This is a genomic window from Sinorhizobium fredii NGR234 (genome assembly GCF_000018545.1).
Lineage (GTDB): Bacteria > Pseudomonadota > Alphaproteobacteria > Rhizobiales > Rhizobiaceae > Sinorhizobium > Sinorhizobium fredii_A.
On record NC_012587.1, the window covers coordinates 103,888 to 130,022 of the forward strand.

A 26,135-nucleotide genomic window follows, 5' to 3' on the forward strand; every position below is an offset into this window, starting at 1 on the left:
TCAAAAGGGAGTGAAGAGTGTGCGGCATCTCAAGCCCCTCCCACTTGTGGGGAGGGGTTGGGGAGGGGAAGTTTTTGGTCGCTCAGCCGATTGTCATCAGGCTGGCATTGCCGCCGGCGGCGGCCGTGTTGATCGAGGTGGAAACCTCCTCGACCAGCCAGTTCAGGCAATAGGCGTCCGGATTGCGGGCGATCTCCTCGCCCGAGGCGGCCTGGACCAGCACGAGCGGACCGGGCAATGCCGCAATTGCCTTGTTGACTTGGCGGATGCGCTCGGCGTCGCCTTCGACCAGGGCACCGGCGAACGGGCCGTCGGCGGCCCAGTCCTTCGACCAGGAGACGCGCAGGGCCACACTGTGCGGCAGGGACTTCAGCGAGGCCTGCAGGCCGCAGGCGGCATCGACGACGACGCTGTTGCCGGTTGCAAGCGCTGCGGCGAGCTGGTGGTAAAGCCCGCTCTCGGTCGCCGGCACAAGCAGGACACGGCCGCGCGGATGCAGTGCATAGAGGTTGCGCTCGCCGACCGGGCCGGGGAGTTCGAGGTCCAGTCCCAGCGCTGAGCTGCTGCCGGCATTGCGGGCTGTCTCCGCCTCCGCCGTCGCACCCTTGCCGTCGAGCCACTTGGCGAAATCGAGCAGCGTCGGGTCAATATGCACGGAGCTGTGCTGCGGCGGCACCGGGGCCGGCGTTACCAGCCGGCCGAGATAGAGCGGTCCGCCGGCCTTCGGACCGGTGCCGGAAAGGCCGCGGCCGCCGAAGGGTTGGACTCCCACCACCGCGCCGATGATGTTGCGGTTGACATAGAGGTTGCCGGCCTTGATGCGGCTCGTCACATGGGCGATCGTCTCGTCGAGCCGCGTGTGCAGGCCGAAGGTCAGCCCGTAGCCGGTGGCGTTGATGTCGTCGATCAGCCGATCGAGATTGTCGCGGCGGTAGCGGATGACATGCAGCACCGGCCCGAACACCTCGCGCTGCAAATCGGCGAGCTTCTCCAATTCGATGATCGTCGGCGGCACGAAGGTGCCAGCTTCCGTCTCGGCGGCAAGGCCGATCTGCTCCACCTTGCGGCCGAGCCCGCGCATCCGCTCGATGTGCGTCTCGATGATGTCCTTGGCCTCGGCGGAGATCACCGGGCCGACATCCACTGAAAGACGATCGGTGCGGCCGATGTTCAATTCGTGCAGCGCCCCCTTCAGCATGGCGAGCGTGCGATCGGCGATGTCCTCCTGCAGGCAGAGGACGCGCAGCGCCGAGCAGCGCTGGCCGGCACTGTCGAAGGCCGAGGCGATGACATCGCCGACGACCTGTTCTGCAAGCGCCGAGGAATCGACGATCATCGCGTTCTGGCCGCCGGTTTCGGCAATGAGCGGGATCGGCCGGCCGGCCGGCGAGAGCCGATCGGCGAGCTGCGCCTGGATGAGCCGCGCCACCTCCGTCGAGCCGGTGAACATCACGCCGGCGGTCTGCGGTGCCGCGACCAGAGCGGCGCCGACGCGGCCGTCGCCCGGCAGGAGCTGCAGGGCGCTTGCCGGCACGCCGGCCTCGTGCAGGATGCGCACGCCTTCGGCGGCGATCAGCGGCGTTTCTTCCGCCGGCTTGGCCAGTACCGGGTTGCCGGCGACGAGTGCGGCGGCGATCTGGCCGGTGAAGATTGCCAGCGGAAAGTTCCACGGGCTGATGCAGATGACGGGACCGAGCGGCCGGTGGGCCTGGCCAAGGGTCCGGCGCGTCTGTTCGGCGTAATAGCGCAGGAAATCGATCGCCTCGCGCACCTCGGCAATCGCGTTCAGCAACGACTTGCCTGCCTCGCGCACGATCAGCCCGAGGAGCGTCGGCATGCGCGCCTGCATCAAATCGGCGGCGCGGTCGAGGCAGGCCGCCCGTTCGGCGGGGGAAACGGCAGCCCAACTCGGAGCCGCCTCGGCGGCAAGCCGCACGGCCCGCTTCGCGTCTTCCTCGGACGTCTCCGTGACCGAGCCGACGCGGTCGCGATGGTCGCCCGGATTGACGACAGGGCGCGTTTCGCCGGAAGCCGCGCCGGTTGCAAGTTGCGGGGCCGCGGTCCAGCCGATCGCGGCGCTTGCCTTGAGCGTCTCGGTCAAGGCGGCAAGGGTCGCTTCATTGGATATGTCGAGGCCGGCGGAATTCGGCCGCGCGGCTCCGAACAGCTCGGCCGGCAGCGCTATCTTCTCGTGCTTGGCGCCGACGACCGGCATGGCGCGGACGATCTCCACCGGATCGGCGATCAACGCGTCGATCGAAACGCCCGGATCGGCGATGCGATGCACGAAGGAGGAGTTGGCGCCGTTCTCGAGCAGGCGGCGGACGAGATAGGCAAGCAGCGTCTCGTGTGTGCCGACCGGCGCATAGATGCGGCAGGGCCGGCCGAGATTTTCCCGTCCCACCACCTCTTCGTAGAGCGGCTCGCCCATGCCGTGCAGGCACTGGAACTCGTACTTGCCGACGTGAAAGTCCTTGCCGGCCATGTGGTGGATGGTGGCGAGCGTCTGGGCGTTGTGCGTGGCGAATTGCGGGAAAACCGCGTCGGTCGCCGAAAGCAGCTTGCGGGCGCAGGCGATGTAGGAAACGTCGGTGTGGATCTTGCGGGTGAAGACCGGGAAATCCTCGAGCCCGTCGAGTTGCGCCCGCTTGATCTCGGCGTCCCAATAGGCGCCCTTGACGAGCCGCACCATGATGCGCCGGCCGGCACGGCGGGCCAGGTCGATGATGAAGTCGAGCACGAAGGGGCAACGCTTGCCATAGGCCTGCACGACGAAGCCCATGCCGTTCCAGTCGGCGAGATCGCTGTCGAGGCAGAGTTCCTCCAGAAGATCGAGCGACAGTTCCAGCCGGTCGGCCTCTTCGGCATCGATGTTGAAGCCGATGTCGTATGTCTTGGCGAGGAGGGCGAGGGCCTTCACCTTGGGCAACAATTCGCCCATCACCCGCGCCGCCTGTGTCCGCGCATAACGGGGATGGAGCGCGGAGAGCTTGATCGAGATGCCGGGACCTTCATAGATGCCGCGTCCGGCAGAGGCCTTGCCGATCGCGTGGATGGCCGCCTCATAGTCCTTGTAGTAGCGCTCCGCGTCGGCGGCGGTCGTCGCCGCTTCGCCGAGCATGTCGTAGGAATAGCGGAAGCCCTTCTGCTCGAGCGCGCGGGCGCGGCGCAGCGCCTCGTCGATCGTCTCGCCGGTGACGAATTGCTCGCCCATCATCCGCATCGCCATGTCGACGCCGCGTCGGATCACCGGCTCGCCGCAGCGCGAGATCAGCCGTGTCAGCGCCGCGGCGAGGCTGCGGTCGTTGACCGTCGAGGTTAGCTTGCCGGTGACGACGAGACCCCAGGTGGCGGCGTTGACGAACAGCGACCGGCCGCCGCCGAGATGCGACTTCCAGTTGCCGTCGGAGATCTTGTCGCGGATCAGCGCGTCGCGGGTAGCCGTGTCGGGTATGCGCAGCAGCGCCTCGGCAAGACACATGAGTGCCACGCCCTCCTGGCTCGAAAGCGAATATTCCTGCACCAGCCCCTCGACGCCCGAACCCTTGTGTTTGGCGCGCAGTGCCTCGACCAGCTTGCGGGCGGTCCCGGCGGCGGCGTCCCGCGTTCCCCGCGGCAGTGTCGCGGCTTCGACGAGCGGCGGCAGGCATTCCGTCTCGGGCCGGCGATAGGCGGCGGTGATCGCCTGGCGCAGGGTGGTCTGCGTCCGGATCGGCGGCGCAAAGTCGGCAAAGGGCGCGGGCGCGGCGTCGGTGCTAATGGTTGGTTTTTGAAGCTGGGTCTGGCTCATCGAACGCGGTCCTCCACGCGGGGTAGCAGGGCGCCTTGGCGCCCTTCAATTCGTGGCCGAAAAATATGCTTTGCGCAGCCGAACATCCATCCGGCAATTCGTTCAGCCTCAGGATGTTTTCTCTAAGTAGGTTGTCATTTTGGGAGAAACATACGGATCACGCGGGAATGATCCGGATGTTTCCATATTCAGGCGGCGGCACCAAAAAGCCGTTGGCGGGCCATCAGGCATTCGTCATCGCCGGGCATGCAGGTCCGGCAGACAATGGGCCTGACGGCATAGACCTTGCAAGCGACGAATTTGCCGAGCGTGCCCTCGAGCGCCGTGCAGCGGTCGTTTTCGCAGCGCATGCCGCCAAGGTCGGCCGCCACATGGTCGGCCGGTATTTGTTCCAGCTCCTCTTCCGTCTCCAGCGAGAAACGCGGCCATTCGGCCGAATAGGCGCAACAGGCGCCACAGCTCTGGCAATCGAAATCGTGATGGGGGGAAAGGGCAGAAGTCATGGCCCCAGCCTAGCACGAAGCCGGAAGTGTCGAAATGGCCTACAGTGCCGTGCGCCTCTCCTGAATGCTCACGCCACTGCGGCGTCGCGCTTGGCGATCTCGTAGTCTTCCGTGTGGACGAGCACCCCGTCGCGCGTGACCAGCGCAATACCGTAGGCCGCCGGCTCGTCCACCGACAGCGAGGCGTCCGGAATGTCGAAGGGCATAGGCTGCTGGTGAACCGGACTCTTGAAGACGGAGAAGGGGATGCCGCGGCTGGAGCCGCTTATGGTGCGGTGCACATGGCCGGCGAAGATGTGGCGGACATTGCCGTGCCGCCGAACCAGCCCATAGAAATCCTCCTCGTTGATGAGGCGGAACATATCGATGCCGATAAAGCCGGTGATGTGCGGCGGGTGATGCATGAAGATCAGCACCGGCCGGTCGGCGGCGCTTGCGAGTTGCCGGTCGAGCCAGGCGAGGCGCCGGTCGCAAAGATAGCCGGCATGGCTGACCGGATAGTCGTAGGGCGGCGCAAACAGCGTGTCGAGGAGGATGGCGCGACAGTCGGCAAAATCGATCACCTGCTGGACGAAGCCGCTGGCATCCGTTGCCGCCTCGTCGAATACCTCCAGAAATGCCTCGCGGCGGTCGTGATTGCCTATCATGATCGCCGCCGGGGGATCGAGTTCGCCGAGAAGGGCTTTCAGCCGCTCGTAGGAGGCGCGGTCGGCTCCATGCGCGAGGTCACCCGCGAAGATCACACGATCCGCATCGGCATGGTAGCGATTGACATGTTGGATGCCGGCGGCCAGCCGCCGATACGGATCGATCCCGATGATCGACATGCCCTCGGGAACCATGTGCAAGTCGGTGAAGATGATGAACTTCGTCATGGGTCCCGCCCGGAGCAATGCGTTTTTCTTTCACGCTCCCGCGCCTGCGCCTGGGCGTCAAGCGGCAAGTTTGGGTGCGTGGGGAGAGGGAACGCACCTTGGCACGCGGCGCACTTGCGGCCGGCCCGCGAAAGCGCTATGGATCGACCCATCTGATATATCAGGTGCCGCTGACACTGGTCCGGAGAACGGTCATGAGATGGAAACGCACGATCCAGTTGCTGGACGTTCATTGCGAGGGCGAGATCGGCAAGGTGGCGATCGGCGGCGTGCCGAAGATCCCGGGCAATTCGATCGCCGAGCAGCTGAACCACATCAACACGGTGGATGACAGCCTGCGCCGTTTCCTGTGTCTCGAGCCGCGCGCCGCATCGATCGGCTCCGTCAACCTGCTGCTTCCCCCGAAGCGGCCGGAGGCGGACGCCGGCTTCATCATCCTGCAGGCCGACCAGGCCCATGCCATGTCCGGTTCCAATTCGATCTGCGTCACGACGGCGCTTCTCGAATCCGGCATGATCGAGATGAAGGAGCCGGAAACCGTAGTGATGCTCGACACGGCGGCGGGCCTGGTGAAGGCGACTGCCACCTGTCGGGAGGGCCGTTGCGAGCGGGTGAAGCTCACCATGGTGCCGTCCTTCGTCCAGGAACTGGATGTCGTTGTCGATACGCCCGAATGGGGCCGCATCAAGGTCGATCTCTGCTTCGGCGGCGTCTTCTACGCGCTGGTCGACGTCCGCCAGATCGGCACGACGATCGACAAAACGAATGCGCGCCGGATCGTCGAGGCGGGTATGGCTCTGAAGGACATCGTCAATCGCACGCTTCCGGTCGTGCATCCGGAAATCCCGGAGATCAAGGGCGTTGCCTATGTGATGTTCCGCGACACTGAGGCGGACGGAGCCGTCAGGACCTGCACCACCATGTGGCCGGGTCGCGTCGACCGCTCGCCCTGTGGTACCGGCAGCTCGGCCAATCTCGCGACGCTCCATGCGCGCGGCAAGGTCAAGCCGGGCGATGTCCTGACATCCCGCTCGATCATCGGCTCGGAATTCGAAGTCGGCCTCGAAGCCGTGACGACGGTCGCTGGGCGGAAGGCGATCATTCCGACCATTTCGGGCCGAGGCTGGACCTTCGGCCTGCATCAGGTGGCGCTCGACCCGTTCGATCCGCTCGCCGATGGCTTTGCGCTGACCGATACCTGGGGGCCGCAGGCGGGCGAGATCCGCTAAGCCCGGTCTGTTCTGGCCTCGGTGCGTGACGCGCAATCCTCACTGGAGCTTGCTCGTCTGCGCCCGTGCGAACCACTGCGCCGCAAGGGCGCCGTCTGCCCGCGTGCCGACACCGTCCCGATAGGCGACGGCGAGATTGCGGGCTGCGACGACATTGCCGGCGGCCGCAGCGCGTTGGTAGAGGTCGAAGGCCGCTTCAGCCTCGCCACGTTCCACGAGCCGGATGCCGTACATCGCCATCGCCAGAGCGTGGCCGTTTTGCGCCGCTTCGCCGAGGAGCTGAAGCGATTTCAGTTTCTCGCCGGCCCGGTCGAGAACACGGGCAAGCTGGAACTGGGTGCGAGCGCCGCCACTCTGGTTATAAGCCTCGCGACAGGCCGATAGCGCGACGCCGATGCGGATTTCTTGCGTTGCGACGGCGGGAAAGGCCCGGTTGCGCTCGAGATCGAGTTCGCTGCCGGCTTCCCGGTCGCACTGTTCGGCGGCGGTGAGATCGGCCGCATGCGCCGAAGGAGCCGCGACCGCCGCGAACGACAGCAGCACAGCAGTTGCAAGCAGAAGCGCATTTGCCCTGCCGATGGTCGGGTTGATCCGGGTATCCATGACAATCTCCCCTACTGCATGTCTCCCTGAATCGACCTCGATTCAGGGACAAGGGCATGCAGCGATTCAAAGTGCTACAGCGACCTTCGCGCGTCCGATAAGACGCGCGGCGCTGTAGTCCGGCCACTATCCTAGAACTGGCGTGAGGTGGTGCCTGTTCCGAGCGAAACAGCGAGGAGCCCGCATCGTCTGCGAACACGGCGGGGCGCGAGCGGCGTCTTGCATCCTGGATGCGTCGGTCTATCCTCGAACGAAGGCTCATACAGAGAGCGCTGCAATTGGCAGCGAGGAGAAGCCGATGCCGCAGCTGCATATCAACAGAAGGATGGTGCTTGGCGGCCTGATCCTGGCGGTGGTCGGCTGCCGGACGGCGACGGCCGCGACCGGAGCGGTCGTCGGCAAGGCGCAAAAGATCCGCGGCAATGTCCGCCGTCGGCAGGGAGACGCGGACGAGCGGCTCGCCGCAGGCGGCGCCGTACTCGACCGGGACTATGTCACGACGAGCACCAACAGTTTTGCCGATCTCGCCCTCAGCGAAACACGCATTCTGCTCGGACCGCAGACGGAGTTGTTGATCGACAGCTTCATCGCCGGCGAGGGGGGCACGCTCGAGCTCGGCGTCGGGCGAATGGTTTTTGACCGGCCACAGGGACTGCCGAAGGTCGATATGGCGATCCGCACGGCCTTCGGAATGATCGGCGTTCGCGGCACGAAGTTTTTCTGTGGACCCAGCCGGGCGGCAGCCTTCGCCGTTTTCGTCGAGCACGGTGCCGTCAGCGTCGAAGGCGGGGGCATCGCGCGGAGGCTGACTGCCGGCGAGGGAGTGGATTTCGACCGGCCCGGCGGAGCTCCAGGTGAAGTGACGCGATGGGGGCAGGCGCGCATCCGCGAGGCCTATGCGAGCGTCGGTCTACGCTGAAGTCCGAAGTCCGCCAGCATTGGCGACGGTGAAGAGCTCCATCGATCCGAAGCTGCGGATCTCATGCTGGCCGAGCGCACGAAGCGCAATCTTGCACTGGGCGGCGGCTGCCGGACCGATGCAGATCGCCGTTCCGAGGAACTTGTTCGCCTCCTGAAGGCGCGCGGCGAGGCTCACCGCGTCGCCATGGGCGGTGTAATCGAGCTTGCCGCCGGCGCCGACCTCTCCAAGGACCGCGGGTCCGGTCTCGATTCCGATCCGCGTCCTGCCGAAATCATGCTTGGCAAACTGCGGTCGCAGCCGCATTTCTTCGGTCAAGGCGTTGATGGCCACGGCGCATTGGATAGCCTTGTCGACGTGGTCGGCGAGATCTTCAGGCGCATTGAAAAGGGAATGGACTGCGTCGCCGACCACCTTGTCGACCATGCCGCCGTGACGGGAAACGAGCGCATTCACCTCCGCGAAATAGGTGTCGAGCAGGGCGACGAGCTCGCGCGGGGCGAGTTTCTGGGAGAGTATCGAGAAACCCTCGATATCGGTGAAAAGCGCCGTCACGGGCCGCTCTTCGCCGGCCACACGACCGCGGTCCGGGTCGTCGATGTAGCGGGACACCACCGACTGCGGCAGGTATTGGGAGAATTTCTGCCGGGCGATCGCCTCGGCGCGGCGCACCCGGGCGAGCTGCAAGGCGCTCGTCACAACGAGGATGGTCACCAGCGCGACCGAGATGCCGACGGCGTCGAAGAGCCAGCCGGTCGCGGCGTAGATGGCGCCCGCGAAGGCTCCGATGGCAAGCACGGCCGCGGCGCCGAGCGTCAGCGTCATCCCGGGACGGAGCTTCGTTGCGCCATAGGCGGCAACGACGCCCGTCGTGACGCTGAACAGCGCCTCGATCAGGGGCTGATCGCCGCCGCGATAGGGCACGAACCCGGTGACCACCGCATTGGCTATGTCGGCATGGATCTGTACCGAGGGCTCGAGCGGCATGGAGGCGGTCGGTCTCAGCCCGCCGAGGCTCGGCATGCTGCTGCCGAGGAAGACCAGCTTGCCGGCGATCCTGGATTCGTCGATCCTGCCCGCCAACACGTCGGCTGCCGAAACCGTCCGGGCGGCGAGCGCCGCTTGCGAGCTCGCCACGAAACGAAGATTGCCATCCGCGTCGAGCGGGATGATCGCATGATCGAGCCTCAACCAGGCTGGCTCACCGCCGAGCACCGGCGTGCTGCTTGCCGCGCCCAGCCGGCCCGCTTCGATGCCAAGCGCCGGGAAGGCGTCGTTATCGACGATGGCGAAGGCCTGCGTACGCCGGACGCGTGCATCCTTGTCTCCGACGAGGAATGCCGCCGTCGCCGCCTTCGACCGGTCCATGAAGATCGGGCAGGCGGTCTCCGCGCCCTGGGTGAACCATTGTTCGGGAACAGCGAGCTGACGTCTGAACGCCAGCGGCGGAACGGGACGCGGCCGCTCAAGGGAGCGCGCCGCAGCCAGAAATCCCAGGACGACCGGTGCTTCGCCGATCGCCGAAGCAAGGGCCGAATTCGCCGGCGAGGCCGGATCGCAGTCGGAACTGAAGACGAAGTCGACGGCGATCGCCTTCGGGCGGGCGGCTGCAAGCCGCGCTATCAGCTCAGCCGTCGCACCACGATCCCAGTTTTCCGACCGCGCCTCGTAGGCCACCCGATCGATGTCGACCACGACGATATCCGCCGAGCGCGGCGAGGAGACCCATTGGGTAAGATTGTCGAAGAAGAGTTCGCGCGGCGTCCGGAAGGCCGTCTCGGCATAAAGGTAGAGAAGGAGCGCCGTGGCCAGACTCGCAACGATCCCGCCGGCAAGCGGGCTGATGCGGCGATGCGGCCATGGCGTCTGGCTCAATCGGCCTAGTCCTCCGGTGGATCGGCTATCATCAACAGTCGTCCCACATTACACGAGACGATGCCGTCCGTCCGCTTGAGAGCGCCGTGTTCCTCCAGCCACAGAATGGCGCGGTTCACCTTCGGTCGGCTGGCGCCGAGAATGGCGGCGATATCGGTCTGGCTCAGGGTCAGGCGAAGGTTGGCGCTTGCCGGCAGTTCGTTGCCGTGGATCTGCCGGAGCGTCGCCAGGAAGAAACGTGCGACGCGGGCATTGAGATCGTAGAGCGCGATCGTTTCCAGCCGGTCGGTCGTGTCGCGCAGCTGCGCGCAGAGGAAGCGGATGACCGCCTCGGCAATTCTCGGCTTCTGGGTGATGAGATCGAGGAAGGCCTTCTTGCCGATCACGTAGCCCTCCGCGGCGGTCACCGCGGCGGCGTCGGCCGAACGCGGCTGATCGTCGAGCACCGCCATTTCACCGAACAGCGCCCCGGCCTCGTGCTGGCGCAGCATCAGTTCGCGCCCCTGCGGCGTGAACAGCGACAGTTTGATGCGCCCGGAGACCACGACGATCATGTAGTTGCCTTCGTCGCCGCGCTGGAAGATGACCGTGCCGGCCGGCCATTTCCGGTAGCTGGCGATGTCGGCAAGTTCGCAGAGCGTTTCCTTGTCGAACTCTTCGAAAATCGGAAAGGACCGCCAGAAGGCGGGACTCCGGTTGATTTCGGTCATGCGATTTCCCCGCGTGCCCTACAGCGCCGCGCGTCTTGTCAGATGCGCAAGGTCGCTGTAGCGCTTTGAATTGCTGCATGTTCTTACCCTAAAATCGCCGGGGATTTAAGAAAACATGCAGCAGACGTGGGGAAAATTCTTCCACAGGCGCGACCTGTTGCAAACAGAGACGAGTTTGGCGCGCAGGATATTGCCGGAAGATTGACGATTTCACATTGTCGTCTCGAAATTGTGAACGATCCGTTTCCATCGGGCCGGCTGGCCGATTCGTCAAATGCTGATATTCCTGTTGCAAATCCGTTTCCAACAGGAGCCTCGCGCATGCCTCTGAATGTCATCGTCCTCGTCGGGCGCGTTCTACTCTCGATCATGTTCATTACCTCCGGCTTCGGCAAGCTCGCCGATCCGGCGGGCACGGCCGGCATGATCGCCAATGCCGGATGGCCGGCGGCGACGGCGCTCGCCTATCTCGCCGGCCTCTTCGAACTCGTCGCGGGCCTTGCCGTTCTGGTCGGCTTCCAGACGCGCATTGCCTCCTATCTGCTTGCCGCCTTCTGCCTCGTCACGGCCTTCGTCTTCCACAGCGGCCCGATCAACGTTCCCGATTTTCCGGCAGCGGCAAACGGCCTTCTGTCGATGTTCAACCAGATCATGATGATGAAGAACATTACCCTTGCCGGCGCCTTCCTGGTGCTTGCCGGTTTCGGCCCCGGAGCGCTCTCGCTTGACGCCCGCCTCGGCAGAACCGTCGCTGCCTGAGACGACGTCACTCCGAAAATAAGGAGAACCCGCCGGCCCCGCCGGCGGGCGTTTTTCGTTGTAAGCAAAATAAACCTCCACCTCCGGTGGAGGACTGGACGCGTTCTACATTGTGATTGAGAGACCTCCGTGCTTGGACCGCTAGGCTGGCCGAGACATAGAACGGAGGTTTTATGGATGAACGATCGCAATCACACGCGACGTGGGACTGCAAATACCATGTGGTCTTTTCAAGTAAATACCGAACGAAACGTCTTTACGGTGACTTGCGCCGTGAATTGGGTGACCTTTTGCATCGGCTTGCTCTGCAAAAGGATTGCCGGATCGAGGAAGGGCACCTTATGCCCGACCATGTGCATATGCTGATCTCGATCCCGCCGAAGTACTCGGTGTCGCACATTGTGGGCTTCCTGAAGGGCAAGACAGCCCTTTACGTGGCCAACAAATATGCCCGCAAGCGGCGCTACAAAGGCTATCACTTTTGGGCGCGTGGGTACTTCGTCTCAACGGCTGGCTATGATGAGCAGGTCGTCAGACGCTATATCCGTAATCAAGAAAAGGCCGACAAAGCTTCCGACTTTGCCGACCTCTTTAACCGTAGCTACTAACTTATAGCAAAACCGCTTCTAGCGGTTCAAGCGCAGCGTTTCAAACCTCCACCTCTGGTGGAGGTCGTGACTTTTGGGCGGCGGGCTCAGGGGTAGACCACCCCCTTGCGCAGGATGACGTTGCCGTAGAGGCGCGGTTCGCTGGTCTGCACCACCGTATGGGCGGCTCTCACGCGCGGGTAGAATTCCGTGCCGAGAAGCGGAACGACCGGCTGGTTCGGCTCGTGCTTGCGGCAGCATGCGATGATGTCCCGATGCACCGGGTCAAGCGCGTCCTTGTCCTGTTTGACCGTGGCGCGGAAGATTGCCTCCGGCACGAAGTCGTCGATCGGCAGCACGCTGAGAATGGCATCGAGCGCGGGGATCAGATGATGGCCGTCGAGCCGCACCAGCCGGCGGGCATGTTCCTGGCCCGGATAGTTCCCGTCGACCAGGGCGATCTCGTCGCCATGCCCCATTGCCCTGAGCGCGGCAAGCAATTCCGGGCTCAGGATGGGGTCTATTCCCTTTAACATTCAGGTAAGCTCCTTGAAGAGAACATTGGTATCGAGCAGATAGCGGGAAAAGAGCGGCAGGCTCGCTCCGCCGATCGCCCGGGCGTGGCTGCCGACGACGCCTTCGACAAGGTCCGGCAGCGTGACGCCCTGAAGGTCGAGCGTCTGCAGCGCCTTGCGCGTCGCGGTCAGCAGGCGGGCCCGCACCCAGGGCGGGAAGCCGCCGTCGATCACCGCGGCGGAAAAATCGACGATGGAGACGGCCGAGACGACCGCCTGGGCGAGTGCCGCCGCCGAATCCTGGATCCAGACCTCGAGCGGTTCGCCGAAATCGATCCAGTCGTCGGCCGAATACCAGAGCGGCTTCGGATCCATGCCACGTTCGCGCAACAGCTTCTCGAGGACGAAGACCGAGGCGATCTTCAGCAGTTGCGTTGTCTTGCCGTCTTTGCCCGAGACCGGCAGTGGGCCGACGGCACCGGCGGTGCCGGTGCGGCCCGAGAACAGCGCGGAGTTGAGCACGACGCCGCCGCCGATGAACGAGCCGATATAGAAATAGACGAAATCCGGATAGCTGGCGCCGACGCCGAAGGCGAGTTCCGCCCCGCAGGCGCTGGTGCCGTCGTTCTGCAGAAAGACGGGATGTCGCGTCCGCGCAGCGACCGCCGCCTGCAGGTCGAAATCGTGCCACTTGTCCATTTCTTCGTGCGGCGCGCCGACCTCTTCCGCCCAGTTCCACAATTCGAAGGGCGTCGCGATGCCGACGCCGGCGATGCGCTTGCGTTCCTCGGGGCCGAGTTTCTCCTCGAGCTTCTCTATGCCTTTGACGATGAAGGTGACGAGGTCGCCGGGCAGGGGATAGGTGTGGATCTGGTGCAGGTGCAGGCGAATGTTGCCGAGGAAATCCATCAGCACCAGGTCGGCGCTGCGGCGGCCGATCTTGACCCCGAAGGAATAGACGGCATCGGGATTGAGCCGCATCGGGATGGACGGCTGCCCGACCCGGCCGCGCACAGGCGCGCCACGAATGAGCATCCCGTCCGCCTCGAGCGCACGCATGATGACCGAGACCGTCTGGGCGGAAAGTCCGGACCGGCGCGCGATCTCCGCCTTGGACAGGCTGCCGTGGCGACGCACCAGCGACATGACCAGCCGCTCGTTATAGGCGCGCACGCGCGTCTGGTTCGCCCCGCCGCTCGGGTCGATCACGTCGGGTTGCGCCGATCCCCCATGGGGATCTTCTGTCAGTGACATGCCACCGTCTCCTCCCGTTGGCATCCCTTCACGCGAGATTGTCGGTTTCGCTCCCGCGCGCTCTTGCCGCCGCCGGCCGCTACAGGGCCGGTTACTTGCCCTGCAGAATGCCACATTCAGATAATAATTCAATTTGATTTATTTATTGACACCTCGGAATTTTGGTGTTTGATTGACGCTCGGAAGCACCGTCGGCAGGAGGAGAATGCTGCCACGGTGAAGCCTGAAGCCGGTCCCCGGCATTATTTAAACCTTGGGAGGGTTTGATGAAGAAGACTGTTCTTTCCACCGCATTCGGCGCGCTCGCTCTTGGCGTTGCCTTCGCGTCGCCGTCGCAGGCGGCCGACGTCTCTGCCTGCCTCATCACCAAGACCGACACCAACCCCTTCTTCGTGAAGATGAAGGAAGGCGCGAGCGCCAAGGCCCAGGAACTCGGCGTCACGCTGAAGGCCTATGCCGGCAAGGTCGACGGTGATCACGACAGCCAGGTCGCTGCTATCGAATCCTGCATCGCCGACGGCGCGAAGGGTATTCTCATCGCTGCCTCCGACACCAAGGCGATCGTCGACCAGGTGAAGAAGGCGCAGGCCGCGGGCGTTCTCGTGATCGCCCTCGACACGCCCCTCGATCCGGCGACGGCTGCCGACGCGACATTCGCGACCGACAATCTTCTCGCAGGCAAGCTGATCGGCCAGTGGGCCGCCGCGACGATGGGCGAAAACGCCAAGACAGCAAAGATCGGCTTCCTCGATCTTACCCCGTCGCAGCCGACCGTCGACGTGTTGCGTGACCAGGGCTTCATGATCGGCTTCGGTATCGATCCCAAGGATCCGAACAAGATCGGCGACGAGGACGACCCGCGCATCGTCGGCCATGACGTGACGAACGGCAACGAGGAAGGCGGCCGCACGGCTATGGAAAACCTTCTGCAGAAGGATCCGGACATCAACGTCATTCACACCATCAATGAGCCGGCCGCCGTCGGCGCCTACCAGGCGCTGAAAGCCGTCGGCAAGGAGAAGGACGTGCTGATCGTGTCGGTCGACGGCGGCTGCCCGGGCGTCAAGTCGGTTACCGAAGGCGTGATCGGTGCCACCTCGCAGCAATATCCGCTGATGATGGCTGCACTCGGCATCGAGGCGATCAAGAAATTCGCCGAGACTGGCGAGAAGCCGAAGCCGACCGAAGGCAAGGACTTCTTCGACACCGGCGTCGCGCTCGTCACCGACAAGCCGGCCGCCGGCGTCGAATCGATCGACACGAAGGTCGGTACGGAGAAGTGCTGGGGCTGATCGCCCGCATTCCTCGATCGCACGAAATGACGGAAGGGCGGCCCCGGCCGCCCTTCGCTTAAGCGCCAACGTCTTTGACAAGGCGCGAAACCTGAGCAAACTTTAGGGCGGGATAAACGAAAGTCGCGATGCGCTTTCGCGCGCGAACCGCTCTGGCTTCTCGGAACCGATCAGGTTGCGATCCGGATGAGATCGTCCGGACTTGATCGAGAAAAGTTCCGGAACCCGCCGTGACGACCGGCGAGCCGCGCATCCGGCAGCAATGCACCCTCTTTGAGTGGGTTTACGGGAGGAGTCTCCATGGGCGAGCCAAACACAGCCGCACAACCATCCCAGGAGTTCGAAAAGGTCCTGGTCAACAGTTCGACGGATGTGGCGTCCTTCGACACGCACGACAAGACGCCACTTCAGAAAATTCAGCATTTCCTGCATTCGACGCCGGCCGCCGTGCCGTTCGTCGTGCTCATTGCGTCGATCCTCGTCTTCGGGCTGGCGATCGGCGGCAGGTTCTTCTCGTCCTACACGCTGACGCTGATCCTGCAGCAGATCGCGGTCGTCGGCATGCTCGGCGCGGCGCAGACGCTGGTGATCCTGACCGCCGGTATCGATCTCTCGATCGGCGTCATCATGGTCATCTCGGCGGTCGTCATGGGCAATTGCGCCGTCAGCTACGGCCTGCCGGCGCCGATTGCAGTGGCGGCCGGGTTCCTGGTCGGCGGCGCCTGCGGGCTTTTGAACGGTCTTCTGGTGTCGCGCCTGAAACTGCCGCCCTTCATCGTCACGCTCGGCACGTGGTACGTGGTCATGTCGACGAACTTCATCTACTCGGAGAACGCCACCATCCGCGAGGCGGACGTGACCGCGGTGACCCAGTGGTTGCATGTCTTCGGTGTGACCTTCAAGGTCGGCGCCGCGGTGTTGACCCTCGGTGTCGTCGCCATGGTCGTGCTGGTCTTCGGCCTCTGGTACGCGCTGAACCACACCGCCTGGGGACGCCATCTCTATGCGGTCGGCGACGATCCGGAAGCCGCCAAGCTCTCCGGTATCCGCGTCGGCAAGGTGTTGTTGAGCGCCTACACGCTCGCCGGCCTTATCGCAGCGCTCGCCGCCTGGGTCTCGATCGGCCGAAATGGCTCGATTTCCCCGTCGGCAGCTGTCACGGATTACAACCTGCAGGCCATTACCGCGGCCGTGATCGGCGGCATCTCGCTCTTCGGTGGCCGTGGCTCGATCCTCGGGACCCTGATCGGCGCGATGATCGTCGGCGTGGTGTCGATGGGTCTCAACATGCTCGGCGCCGACCCGCAGTGGAAGGTCTTCCTGACCGGCGTGCTGATCATTTCCGCCGTCGCGATCGACCAGTGGATCAGAAAGGTAGCAGCATAATGGCACAGGAACCCATTCTCACCGCCCGCGGTCTCGTCAAGCGCTATGGCCGCGTCACCGCCCTCGATCACGCCGATTTCGACCTCTACCCGGGTGAGATCCTCGCGGTGATCGGCGACAACGGTGCCGGCAAGTCCTCGATGATCAAGGCGATTTCCGGCGCCGTCACCCCGGACGAAGGCGAAATCCGCCTCGAGGGTCAACCGGTGCATTTCCGCTCGCCGATGGATGCGCGCGCCGCTGGCATCGAGACCGTCTATCAGAACCTCGCTCTGTCGCCGGCGCTTTCGATCGCCGACAACATGTTCCTCGGCCGCGAAATCCGCAAGCCGGGCATCATGGGCAAGCTGTTCCGCACGCTCGATCGTTCCGCCATGGAAAAGAGGGCGCGGGAGAAGCTTTCCGAACTCGGCCTGATGACGATCCAGAACATCAACCAGGCCGTGGAAACGCTCTCGGGCGGCCAGCGCCAGGGGGTGGCGGTCGCACGTGCCGCCGCCTTCGGCTCCAAGGTCGTCATCATGGACGAGCCGACCGCAGCGCTCGGCGTCAAGGAGAGCCGCCGCGTCCTGGAGCTGATCCTCGACGTGCGTCGCCGCGGCCTGCCGATCGTGTTGATCTCGCACAACATGCCGCATGTCTTCGAGGTGGCGGACCGGATCCACGTCCACCGCCTCGGCCGTCGGCTCTGCGTGATCAATCCGAAGGAATACACCATGTCGGACGCGGTCGCCTTCATGACCGGTGCGAAAGCACCACCCGGCGAGGCGCTCGCCGCATGAATGTACAGTCCTTGACGGACGAAATCCTGAAACGGGCGGCGGGCGCCGGCCGTTTCATCGTCGCCATTGCCGGCCCTCCGGGCGCCGGTAAGTCGACGCTTTCCGAGGCCCTTGCCGCGGCGATCGCCGAGACGGGGGAAAACGTCGCGGTGCTGCCGATGGACGGCTTCCACATGGACAACGCGGTCCTCGTCGAAAAGGGCCTGCTGCAGCGTAAGGGGGCGCCCGAGACTTTCGACGTGCGGGCCTTCCTGTCGACGCTCGCCGCGGTGCGCGCCAATGACGGCGAAGTCCTCGTTCCGGTGTTCGACCGCACCCGCGAACTGGCGATCGCCTCGGCACGGACGATTGCCGCGGAAACGCGCATCGTTCTGGTCGAGGGCAATTACCTGCTGCTCGACGAGGTGCCGTGGAGCGGGCTCGATGGGGCATTCGACTATTCGATCTTCATCGATCCGGGGATCGACGTGCTCGAACAGCGATTGCTGCAGCGCTGGCACGATCACGGCTATGATGAGGAGACGGCGCGAACGAAGGCCTTCGACAACGATATCCCGAACGCCCGCCGCGTCGTCGGCAGCCGCCGCGCCAGCGATCTGGTGATCCGGGATTTCTGAGATTTGGCTCAGTGCGCCATTGTCTTCGGCGGCGCAATGATGGTATCGAGGCGCGGTTTCACCACATGAGTTACCGCCCTTTCAAGCGCTTCGGCCGGCTTCGACGCCGCCCGCGCGGATCGGGCGCGAGCATCGGGAGAAAGCTGACATGCAAGAGCTCGTTATCCGTCGCCCGGACGACTGGCATCTCCACCTGCGCGACGGCGGCGTGTTGCGCGGCGTCATCGGCGATACGAGCCGCCATTTCGCCCGCGCCATCGTCATGCCCAATCTGGTGCCGCCGGTGGTGACCTCCGCCGACGCGGCCGCTTACCGCCAACGCATTCTCGCCGCCATTCCGGCCGGTGACCGGTTCGAACCGTTGATGACCCTCTACCTCACCGAGGGAACCGACCCGGACGATGTCGAGGCCGGCTACGGGAGCGGCCTCGTCAAGGCGGTGAAGCTCTATCCGGCCGGGGCGACCACCAATTCGCATAGCGGCGTGCGCGATATCGCCAAGGCGATGCCGGTTCTCGAGCGCATGGCCGAGATCGGAATGCCGCTCTGCGTCCACGGCGAAGTGACGACACCGGAGGTCGATATCTTCGACCGCGAGGCGGTGTTCATCGAAACGGTTCTCGATCCGCTGCGCCGGCGGCTGCCCGACCTCAGGATCACCATGGAACATGTGACGACGAAGGACGGCGTCGACTATATCAAGGAGCATGCGGGCAATCTCGCGGGCTCGATCACCACCCATCACCTGATCATCAACCGCAACGCCATCCTCGTCGGCGGGATCAAGCCGCATTATTACTGCCTGCCGGTCGCCAAGCGCGAGAGGCATCGTCAGGCCTTGCGCGCCGCTGCCGTCTCGGGAGACGTGCGGTTTTTCCTCGGCACCGACTCCGCCCCGCATGTCGATCCGCTGAAGGAATGCGCCTGCGGCTGCGCCGGTATCTATACGTCCGTCAACACGATGAGCTGCCTGGCGCATGTGTTCGAGGAGGAGGGCGCGCTCGACCGGCTCGAGGCCTTCACCTCGCTGAACGGTCCGGCCTGGTACGGCCTTCCGGCGAACGAGGAAACGATCACGCTGCGCAAGGCCAACGAGCCGGTCCGCTATCCCGCCAAGATCGAGACCGAAGCCGGTCTGATCACGGTTTTCGACCCGCTGTTCCCGCTTTACTGGGCGGTTGCCTAATCGTTTGATTTTGAAGGAGAGGTCATGTTTTCGAATGCGTTCACCGACAAGACGGTGATGGCCGAGCTGGTCGCGAAGATGCTCTGGGAGATCAAGGCGGTGCACTTTCGCGCCGACGAGCCTTACAAGCTGTCCTCCGGCATGGCGAGCCCGGTCTATATCGACTGCCGCAAGCTGATCTCCTATCCGCGCATCCGCTCGGCGGTGATGGACTTCGCCGCGGCGACGATACTCCGCGACGCCGGCTTCGAGCAATTCGATGTGGTGGCCGGCGGCGAGACGGCCGGCATCCCCTTTGCGGCCATGCTTGCCGAACGGCTCGGCCTGCCGATGATCTATGTGCGCAAGGCGCCGAAGGGGCACGGCCGCAATGCCCAGATCGAGGGTCATATGCCGGAAGGCGCGCGCGTACTGGTGATCGAGGACCTGACGACCGCCGGCGGCTCGATGTTCAAGTTCATCGATGCGATCCGCGCGGCCGGCGGCATCGTCGAGCACGGCATTGCCCTCTTCTACTACGACATTTTCCCGGAAGCGCGGGGCAACATGAAATCCAAGGGCGTCGACCTGCATTACATTGCCACCTGGCGCAATGTCCTGGCGGTTGCCCGCGAGCAGGCGCTGTTCGACGAGAAGACGCTGAACGAGGTGGAAGCCTTCCTGAACGCGCCGCTCGCCTGGTCGGAGCGCAACGGCGGCGTGGGTACGCTTGCAGCCCAGTGAGCCCGGCGACGCCGGGACTCTTGATTTTCTGGTCGGTAGTTTCCATGGGAGAACATTCATGATCGTTTGTTGCGGAGAGGCCCTGATCGACATGCTGCCGCGCGAGACCGCGGCCGGGGAAAGCGCCTTTGCGCCCTATGCCGGCGGCGCCATCTTCAACACCGCGATCGCGCTTGGACGGCTCGGCATTCCGACCGGCTTTTTCACCGGGCTCTCCGACGACATGTTCGGCGACATCCTGCGCGAGACGCTGAAGGCGGCGAATGTCGATTTCGGCCCCTGTGCCACGCTGCCGCTCCACACCACGCTCGCCTTCGTCAAGCTTGTCCATGGGCATGCGAGCTATGCCTTCTTTGACGAGAACACTGCCGGCCGGATGATCACCACGGAGCATCTGCCGGCGCTCGGCGATTTCTGCGAGGCGCTGCACTTCGGCGCGATCAGCCTGATCCCCGAGCCCTGCGGCTCGACCTACGAAGCGCTGATGACGCGCGAGCACGAAAAGCGGGTGATTTCCTTCGATCCCAACATCCGGCCCGGCTTCATCACGGACCGAGAGGCGCACCTCGCCCGCATGAACCGCATGGCGGCAATGTCTGACATCATCAAGTTTTCCGACGAGGATCTAGCCTGGTTCGGCATGGAGGGCAGCCACGATGCGCTTGCGGCCGAGTGGCTGAAGCGCGGCCCGAAGCTGGTGTTGATCACCCGGGGCGCCGACGGCGCCGTCGGCTATACGAAGAACCACAAGGTCGAAGTCGCAAGCGAGCGCGTGACGGTGGTCGACACGGTCGGCGCCGGCGACACCTTCGATGCCGGCGTGCTGGCCGCGCTGAAGCTCAACAACCTGCTGACCAAGGAGCAGGTCGCAAACCTGAGCGACGAGGCGGTCCGGCAAGCGCTGGCGCTTGGTGCCAAGGCAGCGGCCGTGACCGTGTCGCGCGCAGGCGCCAATCCGCCGTGGAAATACGAGATCGGGCTCTGATTTCCGGATGAGCCCCTCCCGAGTGAAGGGGTACTTTCGACAAGAGCGGATCGGGCGCATCCGCAAGCGGCCAGCGGATGCACCCCCCTCTGCCCTGCCGGGCATCTCCCCCACAAGGAGGGAGATTCGCTAGAGGCACCGCCTTCTAGCACAGCCAAGGCCAGCTCCCTGGGTGGATTGGCATTGTTTCTCGAAGAGTGAACGCGGAGCCTGCCTCCGGCCGATCTCCCCCCTTGTGGGCCCTTGCGGGGGAGATGCCCGGCAGGGCAGAGGGGGGCGTCGACACTCGCTACCCCGCCCGTCCTGCCGCTGCAATCTGATCGCTTTCGGCGTTACCGCGCCGCCTTCAGCAGCGCATCAACCAGGCCCGCTGTCGAGGAATCGTGGCCCGCGGCGCTCTCCTTGCCCTCGACGACGGGCAGCAGGCCGGTCGCCAGTTCCTTGCCGAGCTCGACGCCCCACTGGTCGAAGGAGTTGATGTTGAAGAGCGCGCCTTCGACGAAGACGCGGTGCTCGTAGAGCGCGATCAGGCGGCCGAAAGCGAAGGGGTCGAGCTGGTCGTAGACGAAAGTAAGCGAAGGCCGGTTGCCGGTGAAGACGCGGTGTGGTGCGATCTTGTCCGCCTTCGCCTCGTCCATGCCCTTCGAGGTGAGCTGCGCCTTAGCCTCAGTCAGCGTACGGCCTTTCATCAGCGCTTCCGACTGCGCAAGGCAGTTGGCGATCAGCAACTGGTGCTGGTGGCGCAGGTCCTTTTCGTGGCCGTTGGCGGCGATCATGAATTCTGCCGGAATGATGTCGGTGCCCTGGTGGATGAGCTGGTAGAAGGCGTGCTGGCCATTGGTGCCCGGCTCGCCCCAGACGACCGGCCCGGTCGCAAATTCCACCGGCTTGCTGTCGAGCGTGACGGCCTTGCCGTTCGATTCCATGTCGAGCTGCTGCAGATAGGCCGGGAAGCGCGACAGGCGCTGGTCGTAGGGGAGGATCGCCCGCGACGGATAGCCGAGCACGTTGCGATGGTAGAAGCCGATGAGGCCGAGCAGAACAGGTAGGTTCTCGCGGACCGGGGCGGTACGGAAATGCTCGTCGATCGCGTGGCCGCCGTCGAGGAAGCGGCCGAAATTCTCACTTCCGACGGCGATCATCAGCGGCAGGCCGATGGCCGACCAGATCGAGTAGCGCCCGCCGACCCAATCCCAGAAGCCGAAGACGCGGGCGGCGTCGATGCCGAAGGCGGCGACCTTGTCGAGTGCCGTCGAGACCGCCGCGAAGTGATTGCCGACCGCCGCCTCGCCGAGCTTGCCGGCGATGAAGGCGCGCGCCGTCGCCGCATTGGTCATCGTCTCGATCGTCGTGAAGGTCTTCGAGGCGACGATGAACAGAGAAGTTTCCGGGTCGAGCAGCTTCAGCGTATCGGCGATATGGGCGCCGTCGACATTGGAAACGAAATGCAGCCGCGGACCGTCGTGGAAGGGCGCGAGCGCCAGCGTCGCCATCACCGGGCCGAGGTCGGAGCCGCCGATGCCGATATTGACCACATCGGTGATCTTCTTGCCGGTGGCGCCCTTCAGGGCGCCGGAACGCACGTCGTCGGCAAAGGCACCCATCGCCTCCAGAACGGCATTGACGTCGGGCATGACGTCCTTGCCGGCGACGAGGATTGGCCGGTTCGATCGGTTCCGGAGTGCCGTATGCAGGACGGCGCGTTCCTCAGTGATGTTGATGATGTCGCCACGGAACATCGCGTCCCGCTTCTCTTCGACCTTGGCGGCTTTCGCCAGCGCCTCGAGACCGTCGAGGACCTTGTCGTTCACGGCGCATTTCGAATAGTCGAGCAGAAGATCGTCGAGCCTCGTGCTGAAGCGCGAAAAGCGGTTCGGATCGGCCGCGAAGGCGGCCCGGATGTCGGTTGCATTGGTCTCGCGTGCAGTGGCTTTGAGGGTTTCGACAAGCGCTTTCATCGCAGGGCTCCTTGCATCGGAAATCGGCTGCGATAGCTAGTCGGTTTAGACGTGGCAAATCAAGGGCAGGTGTGCACTGCAGCGAAAAAAGCAGGTCGCTGGGGGCGGTGTCGCAGTTCATGTCGCCGAAAAATATGCGGCGGTTCGGCGGCAATCTGCCCCTCTCCTCGGGTTTAACCCGAGGACTAACCCTCTCCCCGCACGCGGGGAGAGGGTACTTTGGAGGTTGAGGCGTCGCCGCGAGCCCCCTTCGCCCGCCTGCGGGGAGAAGGTGCCGGCAGGCGGATGAGGGGCTTTACCGCGCTTTGAGCGAAATGATCAGCCCCGCAGGTCCTTCCGCAAAATCTTGCCGACGTTCGACTTCGGCAGTTCGTCGCGGAACTCCACATGTCTCGGTCGCTTGTAGTTGGTGAGGTTTTCGGCGCAATGGCGCTTGACGTCCTCTTCGGTGAGGTTCGGATCCTTGCGCACCACGAAGAGCTTGACCGCCTCGCCGGAATGCGGATCGGCGATGCCGATCGCCGCGCATTCCAGGATGCCGGGGTGGGTCGCCACGACCTCCTCGATCTCGTTCGGGAAGACGTTGAAGCCGGAAACGAGGATCATGTCCTTCTTGCGGTCGACGATCTTCGTCAGCCCGGCGGCATTCATGAAGCCGATGTCGCCGGTGCGGAAGAAACCGTCGGGAGAAATCGCCTTGGCCGTCTCGTCGGGGCGCTGCCAGTAGCCGGCCATGACCTGCGGGCCGCGGATGCAGATCTCGCCGATTTCGCCGGTCGGCAGGCTATTGCCGTTTTCGTCGCGGATTTCGACCTCGGTCGAGGGCAGCGGCATGCCGATCGTGCCGGTGAACTCGTCAGTGTCGAGCCGGTTGGCGGTGGCGACCGGAGAGGTTTCCGAGAGCCCGTAGCCTTCATGGATCGGGCAGTGCGTCATGGCAAGCCAGCGTTCCGCCACCGGTCGCTGCACCGCCATGCCGCCGCCGAAGGTCAGGATCAGCGAGGCAAAATCGAGCTTCTGAAACTCCGGATTGTTCATCAGCGCGTTGAACAGCGTGTTGAGACCCGGGAAGATGTTGGTCTTGTACTTGCCCAGTTCCGCGACGAAGGCGGGAATGTCGCGCGGATTGGGGATCAGGATGTTGTTGCCGCCGGTCGCAAGCCCCATCAGCGAATTCACCGTCAGCGCGAAGATATGATAGAGCGGCAAGGCGCACATGAAGGTGAGGTTGTCCGGGCGCGGCTTGCGCAGGAACGCCGTGTTCAGCCAGAGCTCCATCTGCGCCATGTTGGACAGCAGATTGGCATGGGTGAGGGTGGCGCCCTTGGAAACGCCGGTCGTGCCGCCGGTATATTGCAGGAAGGCGACATCGCCGGGTCCGACATTCGGCTTCGCAAGCTGAAGCTTCTCGCCCTTGGCAAGAACCGAGCGGAAGGAGACGTGGCCCGGCAGCGACCAGGCGGGAACGAGCTTCTTTACGCGGCGCACGACGAGATTGACGAGGAGGCCCTTCACCCCGAGCATGTCGCCCATCGTCGCGACCACCACGTGCTTGACCTTGGTCCGGGCGACGACCTGCTCGACCGTATGGGCGAAATTTTCGAGTACGAAGATCGCCTTGGCGCCGGCATCGACCAGCTGGTGTTCGAGCTCGCGCGGCGTGTAGAGCGGGTTGACGTTGACGACCGTGTAGCCGGCCCTGAGGATGCCGTAGACGATCACCGGGTTCTGCAGGATGTTCGGCATCATGACGGCGACGCGATCGCCCTTCGCCAGACCGAGCGACTGCAGCCAGGCGCCGATTCGACCCGACTGGACATTGAGATCGGCGAAGGTGAGCGACTTGCCCATGCAGGTGAAGGCGGGGCGCCAGGAATGCTGCGCCACCGCATGGTCGAAGAACTCGCCGAGCGATCGGTAGGGGAGCGGTCCGATTTCGGCGGGCACGCCCGGCGGATAGGATTTGACCCAGTTTTTCGCCGCGCCGGACCCCGCCTGCTGCATGCTTGCTTCCGCCATGATCTCTCTCCCTCTGGTAGCAACGAACGGCCTTGCTCACGGCGAAGAAAAATCCCTCCCGATCTTTCCTCCCGACCGAAGATGCTGCTTTTCCAGCGTCTCTTCAAGCACTAATCGGAATTATATAACTTTGACGTAAACGTCAATAATGACGACGCAGATGCAGGGGACGGATTTGCAGGCAGGCAGGCGAAAACAATCGAAATCTCCCTGTCATGTCTCTCCGCTAGACCCTCGGCAGGCGATCACGGCAATTGTGAATTGATCCCGAACCAGCGCGATGATTTGGAGGCGCGACCCTCTTTATGCCGAAAGCGCGCATAGAGGAAGGATGCGGGCTGGCAAGGCTGCGGGATTGTTGTAAGGTTCTTGAGAGACGGAGGACTACAGGTGCAATTGGGCAATCGTGAGCGAGAAAATCCCCCGGTGGAGCCGCGGCTCTTCGGGCAGCCTGCCCATTCGCGCTCGGCCCTCGTCCTGCCGATCTCGGCGGCCCGTTGGATGCTCGTCCTCATCCTGCTGGCCGGCGTCTATTTCTTCCATGGCTTCGTCGTGCCGGTGCTGGCCGCCGTCGTCATCGGCTTTGCGAGCTGGCCCATCTACCGTCGCCTGCTTCAGGCCCTGAACGGCAATCGCACCTTGGCGGCGACCATTGCGATCATCTCCGTCATCGCCTTTATCGTCGTGCCCATCTCGATTGCCGCGGCCTATGCGATCGACGAGGTGCGCGATTGGCTCGTCTGGGCGGTGGAAACCAACGTCAATGGGGCGCCGGTCCCGGCCTGGCTGACGACCATCCCGGTGGCGGGCGCCTGGCTCGGTCAGCAATGGGTGAAATATGTCGGGCATCCGGGCGCGCTCGGCGAACTGGTTCAGCTCGTCAGCGGCTCCAATATCGGCAACATCTACCGCGGTGTGCTGGTGATTGGCGCCTCCGCCTTCCAGTCCTTCCTGACACTGCTCTTCATGCTGATCACGCTGTTCTTCGTCTATCGGGACGGCCATTCCTTCTCAAAGCAGCTCGATCGTCTCGGCGAGCAGATTTTCCCGATGCGCTGGGAGCGCCTGTCGCGGGTCGTGCCGCTGACCATCAGCTCGACTGTGACCGGCATGGGCATCATCGCGATCGGCGAAGGCATCGTTCTCGGTGTCGCCTATTGGCTGGCCGGGGTGCCGTCGCCGGTGACGCTCGGCATCATCACCGGTCTCATGGCGCTCATTCCGGGCGGCGCACCGCTCTGCTTCACCCTGGTGTCGATCTATCTGGTGGCGAGCGGCTCGCCTTTTCACGGCGTGGCGCTCTTCGCCTGGGGTACGACGGAGCTCTTCATCGTCGACAAGACGCTTCGTCCAAGGCTCGTCGGCGGCCCGATCAAGCTGCCCTTCCTGCCGACCTTCTTCGGCCTTGTCGGCGGCGTCAAGACGATGGGTTTTCTTGGTCTTTTCGTCGGTCCGGTGCTGATGGCGCTGCTCGTCGCAATCTGGCGGGAGTGGATGCACGAGGTGGCGAACCAGCCGGAGCCGACGGCAAATCCGATCTCCCGGGTCGACATCGCCGCGAAATAGGA

The 26,135-nt window shown here is 64.2% G+C and carries 22 protein-coding genes; 12 read left to right on the forward strand and 10 right to left on the reverse strand.

Features of this window, described 5'->3' with window-relative positions; translation table 11 throughout:
- Nucleotides 1–82 precede the first annotated feature (82 nt).
- From putA to spdA, 3 genes are all read right to left on the reverse strand, one after another.
- A complete protein-coding gene (gene putA / locus NGR_RS11860; protein ID WP_012706686.1) occupies nt 83–3,790 on the reverse strand; it encodes a trifunctional transcriptional regulator/proline dehydrogenase/L-glutamate gamma-semialdehyde dehydrogenase in 3,708 nt (1,235 codons plus the stop codon).
- A gap of 188 nt (nt 3,791–3,978) precedes the next feature.
- Entirely contained in the window at nt 3,979–4,293 is a 315-nt protein-coding gene (locus NGR_RS11865; protein WP_012706687.1) for a YkgJ family cysteine cluster protein, read from the reverse strand.
- Nucleotides 4,294–4,361: 68 nt separating this feature from the next.
- Nucleotides 4,362–5,168: a 2', 3'cyclic nucleotide phosphodiesterase SpdA gene (gene spdA, locus NGR_RS11870; protein WP_012706688.1), complete on the reverse strand. Its 807-nt coding sequence runs from the start codon at nt 5,166–5,168 to the stop codon at nt 4,362–4,364.
- Between the two features lie 194 nt (nt 5,169–5,362).
- Between spdA and NGR_RS11875 the strand changes: the two genes are divergently transcribed.
- Nucleotides 5,363–6,397 (forward strand): proline racemase family protein, encoded by a 1,035-nt coding sequence (locus tag NGR_RS11875; protein WP_164924152.1) that lies wholly within the window; start codon nt 5,363–5,365, stop codon nt 6,395–6,397.
- Between the two features lie 39 nt (nt 6,398–6,436).
- On the opposite strand, the gene NGR_RS11880 is transcribed toward NGR_RS11875, so the two are convergent.
- Nucleotides 6,437–7,000, reverse strand: a complete 564-nt coding sequence (locus NGR_RS11880; protein WP_012706690.1) for a sel1 repeat family protein — start codon at nt 6,998–7,000, stop codon at nt 6,437–6,439.
- Between the two features lie 298 nt (nt 7,001–7,298).
- Between NGR_RS11880 and NGR_RS11885 the strand changes: the two genes are divergently transcribed.
- The gene (locus tag NGR_RS11885) at nt 7,299–7,919 is read left to right on the forward strand and encodes a FecR family protein (RefSeq protein ID WP_012706691.1); all 621 of its coding nucleotides are present in this window, start codon (nt 7,299–7,301) and stop codon (nt 7,917–7,919) included.
- On the opposite strand, the gene NGR_RS11890 is transcribed toward NGR_RS11885, so the two are convergent.
- A complete protein-coding gene (locus NGR_RS11890) occupies nt 7,911–9,794 on the reverse strand; it encodes a CHASE2 domain-containing protein (RefSeq protein WP_012706692.1) in 1,884 nt (627 codons plus the stop codon). The genes NGR_RS11885 and NGR_RS11890 overlap by 9 nt on opposite strands.
- Before the next feature lie 5 nt (nt 9,795–9,799).
- Nucleotides 9,800–10,504, reverse strand: a complete 705-nt coding sequence (locus tag NGR_RS11895; RefSeq protein WP_012706693.1) for a Crp/Fnr family transcriptional regulator — start codon at nt 10,502–10,504, stop codon at nt 9,800–9,802.
- 321 nt (nt 10,505–10,825) lie between these two features.
- Here NGR_RS11895 and NGR_RS11900 point away from each other — a divergent pair, with 321 nt between their 5' ends.
- Both NGR_RS11900 and tnpA read left to right on the forward strand, forming a co-directional pair.
- Complete coding sequence (locus NGR_RS11900) at nt 10,826–11,263, forward strand: DoxX family protein (protein WP_012706694.1); 438 nt, start codon at nt 10,826–10,828, stop codon at nt 11,261–11,263.
- Nucleotides 11,264–11,436: 173 nt separating this feature from the next.
- Nucleotides 11,437–11,871, forward strand: a complete 435-nt coding sequence (gene tnpA / locus NGR_RS11905; RefSeq protein ID WP_012706922.1) for an IS200/IS605 family transposase — start codon at nt 11,437–11,439, stop codon at nt 11,869–11,871.
- Nucleotides 11,872–11,957: 86 nt separating this feature from the next.
- Here tnpA and NGR_RS11910 read toward each other — a convergent pair whose 3' ends face one another.
- Together NGR_RS11910 and NGR_RS11915 are read right to left on the reverse strand one after the other, a co-directional pair.
- Entirely contained in the window at nt 11,958–12,386 is a 429-nt protein-coding gene (locus NGR_RS11910) for an RbsD/FucU family protein (RefSeq protein ID WP_012706696.1), read from the reverse strand.
- The gene (locus NGR_RS11915) at nt 12,387–13,619 is read right to left on the reverse strand and encodes an ROK family transcriptional regulator (RefSeq protein WP_012706697.1); all 1,233 of its coding nucleotides are present in this window, start codon (nt 13,617–13,619) and stop codon (nt 12,387–12,389) included.
- A 266-nt stretch (nt 13,620–13,885) separates the two neighbouring features.
- Here NGR_RS11915 and NGR_RS11920 point away from each other — a divergent pair, with 266 nt between their 5' ends.
- From NGR_RS11920 to NGR_RS11950, 7 genes are all read left to right on the forward strand, one after another.
- Nucleotides 13,886–14,911 carry a sugar ABC transporter substrate-binding protein gene (locus NGR_RS11920; RefSeq protein ID WP_012706698.1) on the forward strand — a complete coding sequence of 342 codons (1,026 nt, stop codon included), beginning with the start codon at nt 13,886–13,888 and terminating at the stop codon, nt 14,909–14,911.
- Nucleotides 14,912–15,211: 300 nt separating this feature from the next.
- Nucleotides 15,212–16,297: an ABC transporter permease gene (locus NGR_RS11925; protein WP_012706699.1), complete on the forward strand. Its 1,086-nt coding sequence runs from the start codon at nt 15,212–15,214 to the stop codon at nt 16,295–16,297.
- A complete protein-coding gene (locus NGR_RS11930) occupies nt 16,297–17,079 on the forward strand; it encodes an ATP-binding cassette domain-containing protein (RefSeq protein ID WP_012706700.1) in 783 nt (260 codons plus the stop codon). Before NGR_RS11925 ends, NGR_RS11930 begins: the two co-directional genes overlap by 1 nt.
- Entirely contained in the window at nt 17,076–17,696 is a 621-nt protein-coding gene (locus tag NGR_RS11935) for a nucleoside triphosphate hydrolase (RefSeq protein ID WP_012706701.1), read from the forward strand. The genes NGR_RS11930 and NGR_RS11935 overlap by 4 nt, the downstream gene beginning before the upstream one ends.
- 148 nt (nt 17,697–17,844) lie before the next feature.
- Complete coding sequence (gene pyrC / locus NGR_RS11940; protein WP_012706702.1) at nt 17,845–18,882, forward strand: dihydroorotase; 1,038 nt, start codon at nt 17,845–17,847, stop codon at nt 18,880–18,882.
- A gap of 24 nt (nt 18,883–18,906) precedes the next feature.
- Nucleotides 18,907–19,605, forward strand: coding sequence for an orotate phosphoribosyltransferase (locus NGR_RS11945; RefSeq protein ID WP_012706703.1), 699 nt, complete (start codon nt 18,907–18,909; stop codon nt 19,603–19,605).
- A gap of 58 nt (nt 19,606–19,663) precedes the next feature.
- The gene (locus NGR_RS11950) at nt 19,664–20,590 is read left to right on the forward strand and encodes a carbohydrate kinase family protein (protein ID WP_012706704.1); all 927 of its coding nucleotides are present in this window, start codon (nt 19,664–19,666) and stop codon (nt 20,588–20,590) included.
- Between the two features lie 332 nt (nt 20,591–20,922).
- Here the strand turns inward: NGR_RS11950 and pgi are convergent, their stop codons facing one another.
- Nucleotides 20,923–22,548, reverse strand: coding sequence for a glucose-6-phosphate isomerase (gene pgi / locus NGR_RS11955; protein ID WP_012706705.1), 1,626 nt, complete (start codon nt 22,546–22,548; stop codon nt 20,923–20,925).
- A gap of 318 nt (nt 22,549–22,866) precedes the next feature.
- Nucleotides 22,867–24,567, reverse strand: a complete 1,701-nt coding sequence (locus tag NGR_RS11960) for a long-chain fatty acid--CoA ligase (RefSeq protein ID WP_012706706.1) — start codon at nt 24,565–24,567, stop codon at nt 22,867–22,869.
- 390 nt (nt 24,568–24,957) lie between these two features.
- On the opposite strand from NGR_RS11960, the gene NGR_RS11965 reads away from it, so the two are divergent.
- On the forward strand, nt 24,958–26,133 hold the full coding sequence (locus NGR_RS11965) for an AI-2E family transporter (protein WP_012706707.1): 1,176 nt from the start codon (nt 24,958–24,960) through the stop codon (nt 26,131–26,133).
- Nucleotides 26,134–26,135 lie beyond the last annotated feature (2 nt).

Bases quoted from the DNA above. Each gene is read 5' to 3' on its own strand.
- putA (WP_012706686.1), bottom strand. From the start codon at position 3,790: ATGAGCCAGACCCAGCTTCAAAAACCAACCATTAGCACCGACGCCGCG.
- NGR_RS11865 (WP_012706687.1), bottom strand. From the start codon at position 4,293: ATGACTTCTGCCCTTTCCCCCCATCACGATTTCGATTGCCAGAGCTGT.
- spdA (WP_012706688.1), bottom strand. From the start codon at position 5,168: ATGACGAAGTTCATCATCTTCACCGACTTGCACATGGTTCCCGAGGGC.
- NGR_RS11875 (WP_164924152.1), top strand. From the start codon at position 5,363: ATGAGATGGAAACGCACGATCCAGTTGCTGGACGTTCATTGCGAGGGC.
- NGR_RS11880 (WP_012706690.1), bottom strand. From the start codon at position 7,000: ATGGATACCCGGATCAACCCGACCATCGGCAGGGCAAATGCGCTTCTG.
- NGR_RS11885 (WP_012706691.1), top strand. From the start codon at position 7,299: ATGCCGCAGCTGCATATCAACAGAAGGATGGTGCTTGGCGGCCTGATC.
- NGR_RS11895 (WP_012706693.1), bottom strand. From the start codon at position 10,504: ATGACCGAAATCAACCGGAGTCCCGCCTTCTGGCGGTCCTTTCCGATT.
- NGR_RS11900 (WP_012706694.1), top strand. From the start codon at position 10,826: ATGCCTCTGAATGTCATCGTCCTCGTCGGGCGCGTTCTACTCTCGATC.
- tnpA (WP_012706922.1), top strand. From the start codon at position 11,437: ATGGATGAACGATCGCAATCACACGCGACGTGGGACTGCAAATACCAT.
- NGR_RS11910 (WP_012706696.1), bottom strand. From the start codon at position 12,386: ATGTTAAAGGGAATAGACCCCATCCTGAGCCCGGAATTGCTTGCCGCG.
- NGR_RS11915 (WP_012706697.1), bottom strand. From the start codon at position 13,619: ATGTCACTGACAGAAGATCCCCATGGGGGATCGGCGCAACCCGACGTG.
- NGR_RS11920 (WP_012706698.1), top strand. From the start codon at position 13,886: ATGAAGAAGACTGTTCTTTCCACCGCATTCGGCGCGCTCGCTCTTGGC.
- NGR_RS11925 (WP_012706699.1), top strand. From the start codon at position 15,212: ATGGGCGAGCCAAACACAGCCGCACAACCATCCCAGGAGTTCGAAAAG.
- NGR_RS11930 (WP_012706700.1), top strand. From the start codon at position 16,297: ATGGCACAGGAACCCATTCTCACCGCCCGCGGTCTCGTCAAGCGCTAT.
- NGR_RS11935 (WP_012706701.1), top strand. From the start codon at position 17,076: ATGAATGTACAGTCCTTGACGGACGAAATCCTGAAACGGGCGGCGGGC.
- pyrC (WP_012706702.1), top strand. From the start codon at position 17,845: ATGCAAGAGCTCGTTATCCGTCGCCCGGACGACTGGCATCTCCACCTG.
- NGR_RS11945 (WP_012706703.1), top strand. From the start codon at position 18,907: ATGTTTTCGAATGCGTTCACCGACAAGACGGTGATGGCCGAGCTGGTC.
- NGR_RS11950 (WP_012706704.1), top strand. From the start codon at position 19,664: ATGATCGTTTGTTGCGGAGAGGCCCTGATCGACATGCTGCCGCGCGAG.
- pgi (WP_012706705.1), bottom strand. From the start codon at position 22,548: ATGAAAGCGCTTGTCGAAACCCTCAAAGCCACTGCACGCGAGACCAAT.
- NGR_RS11960 (WP_012706706.1), bottom strand. From the start codon at position 24,567: ATGGCGGAAGCAAGCATGCAGCAGGCGGGGTCCGGCGCGGCGAAAAAC.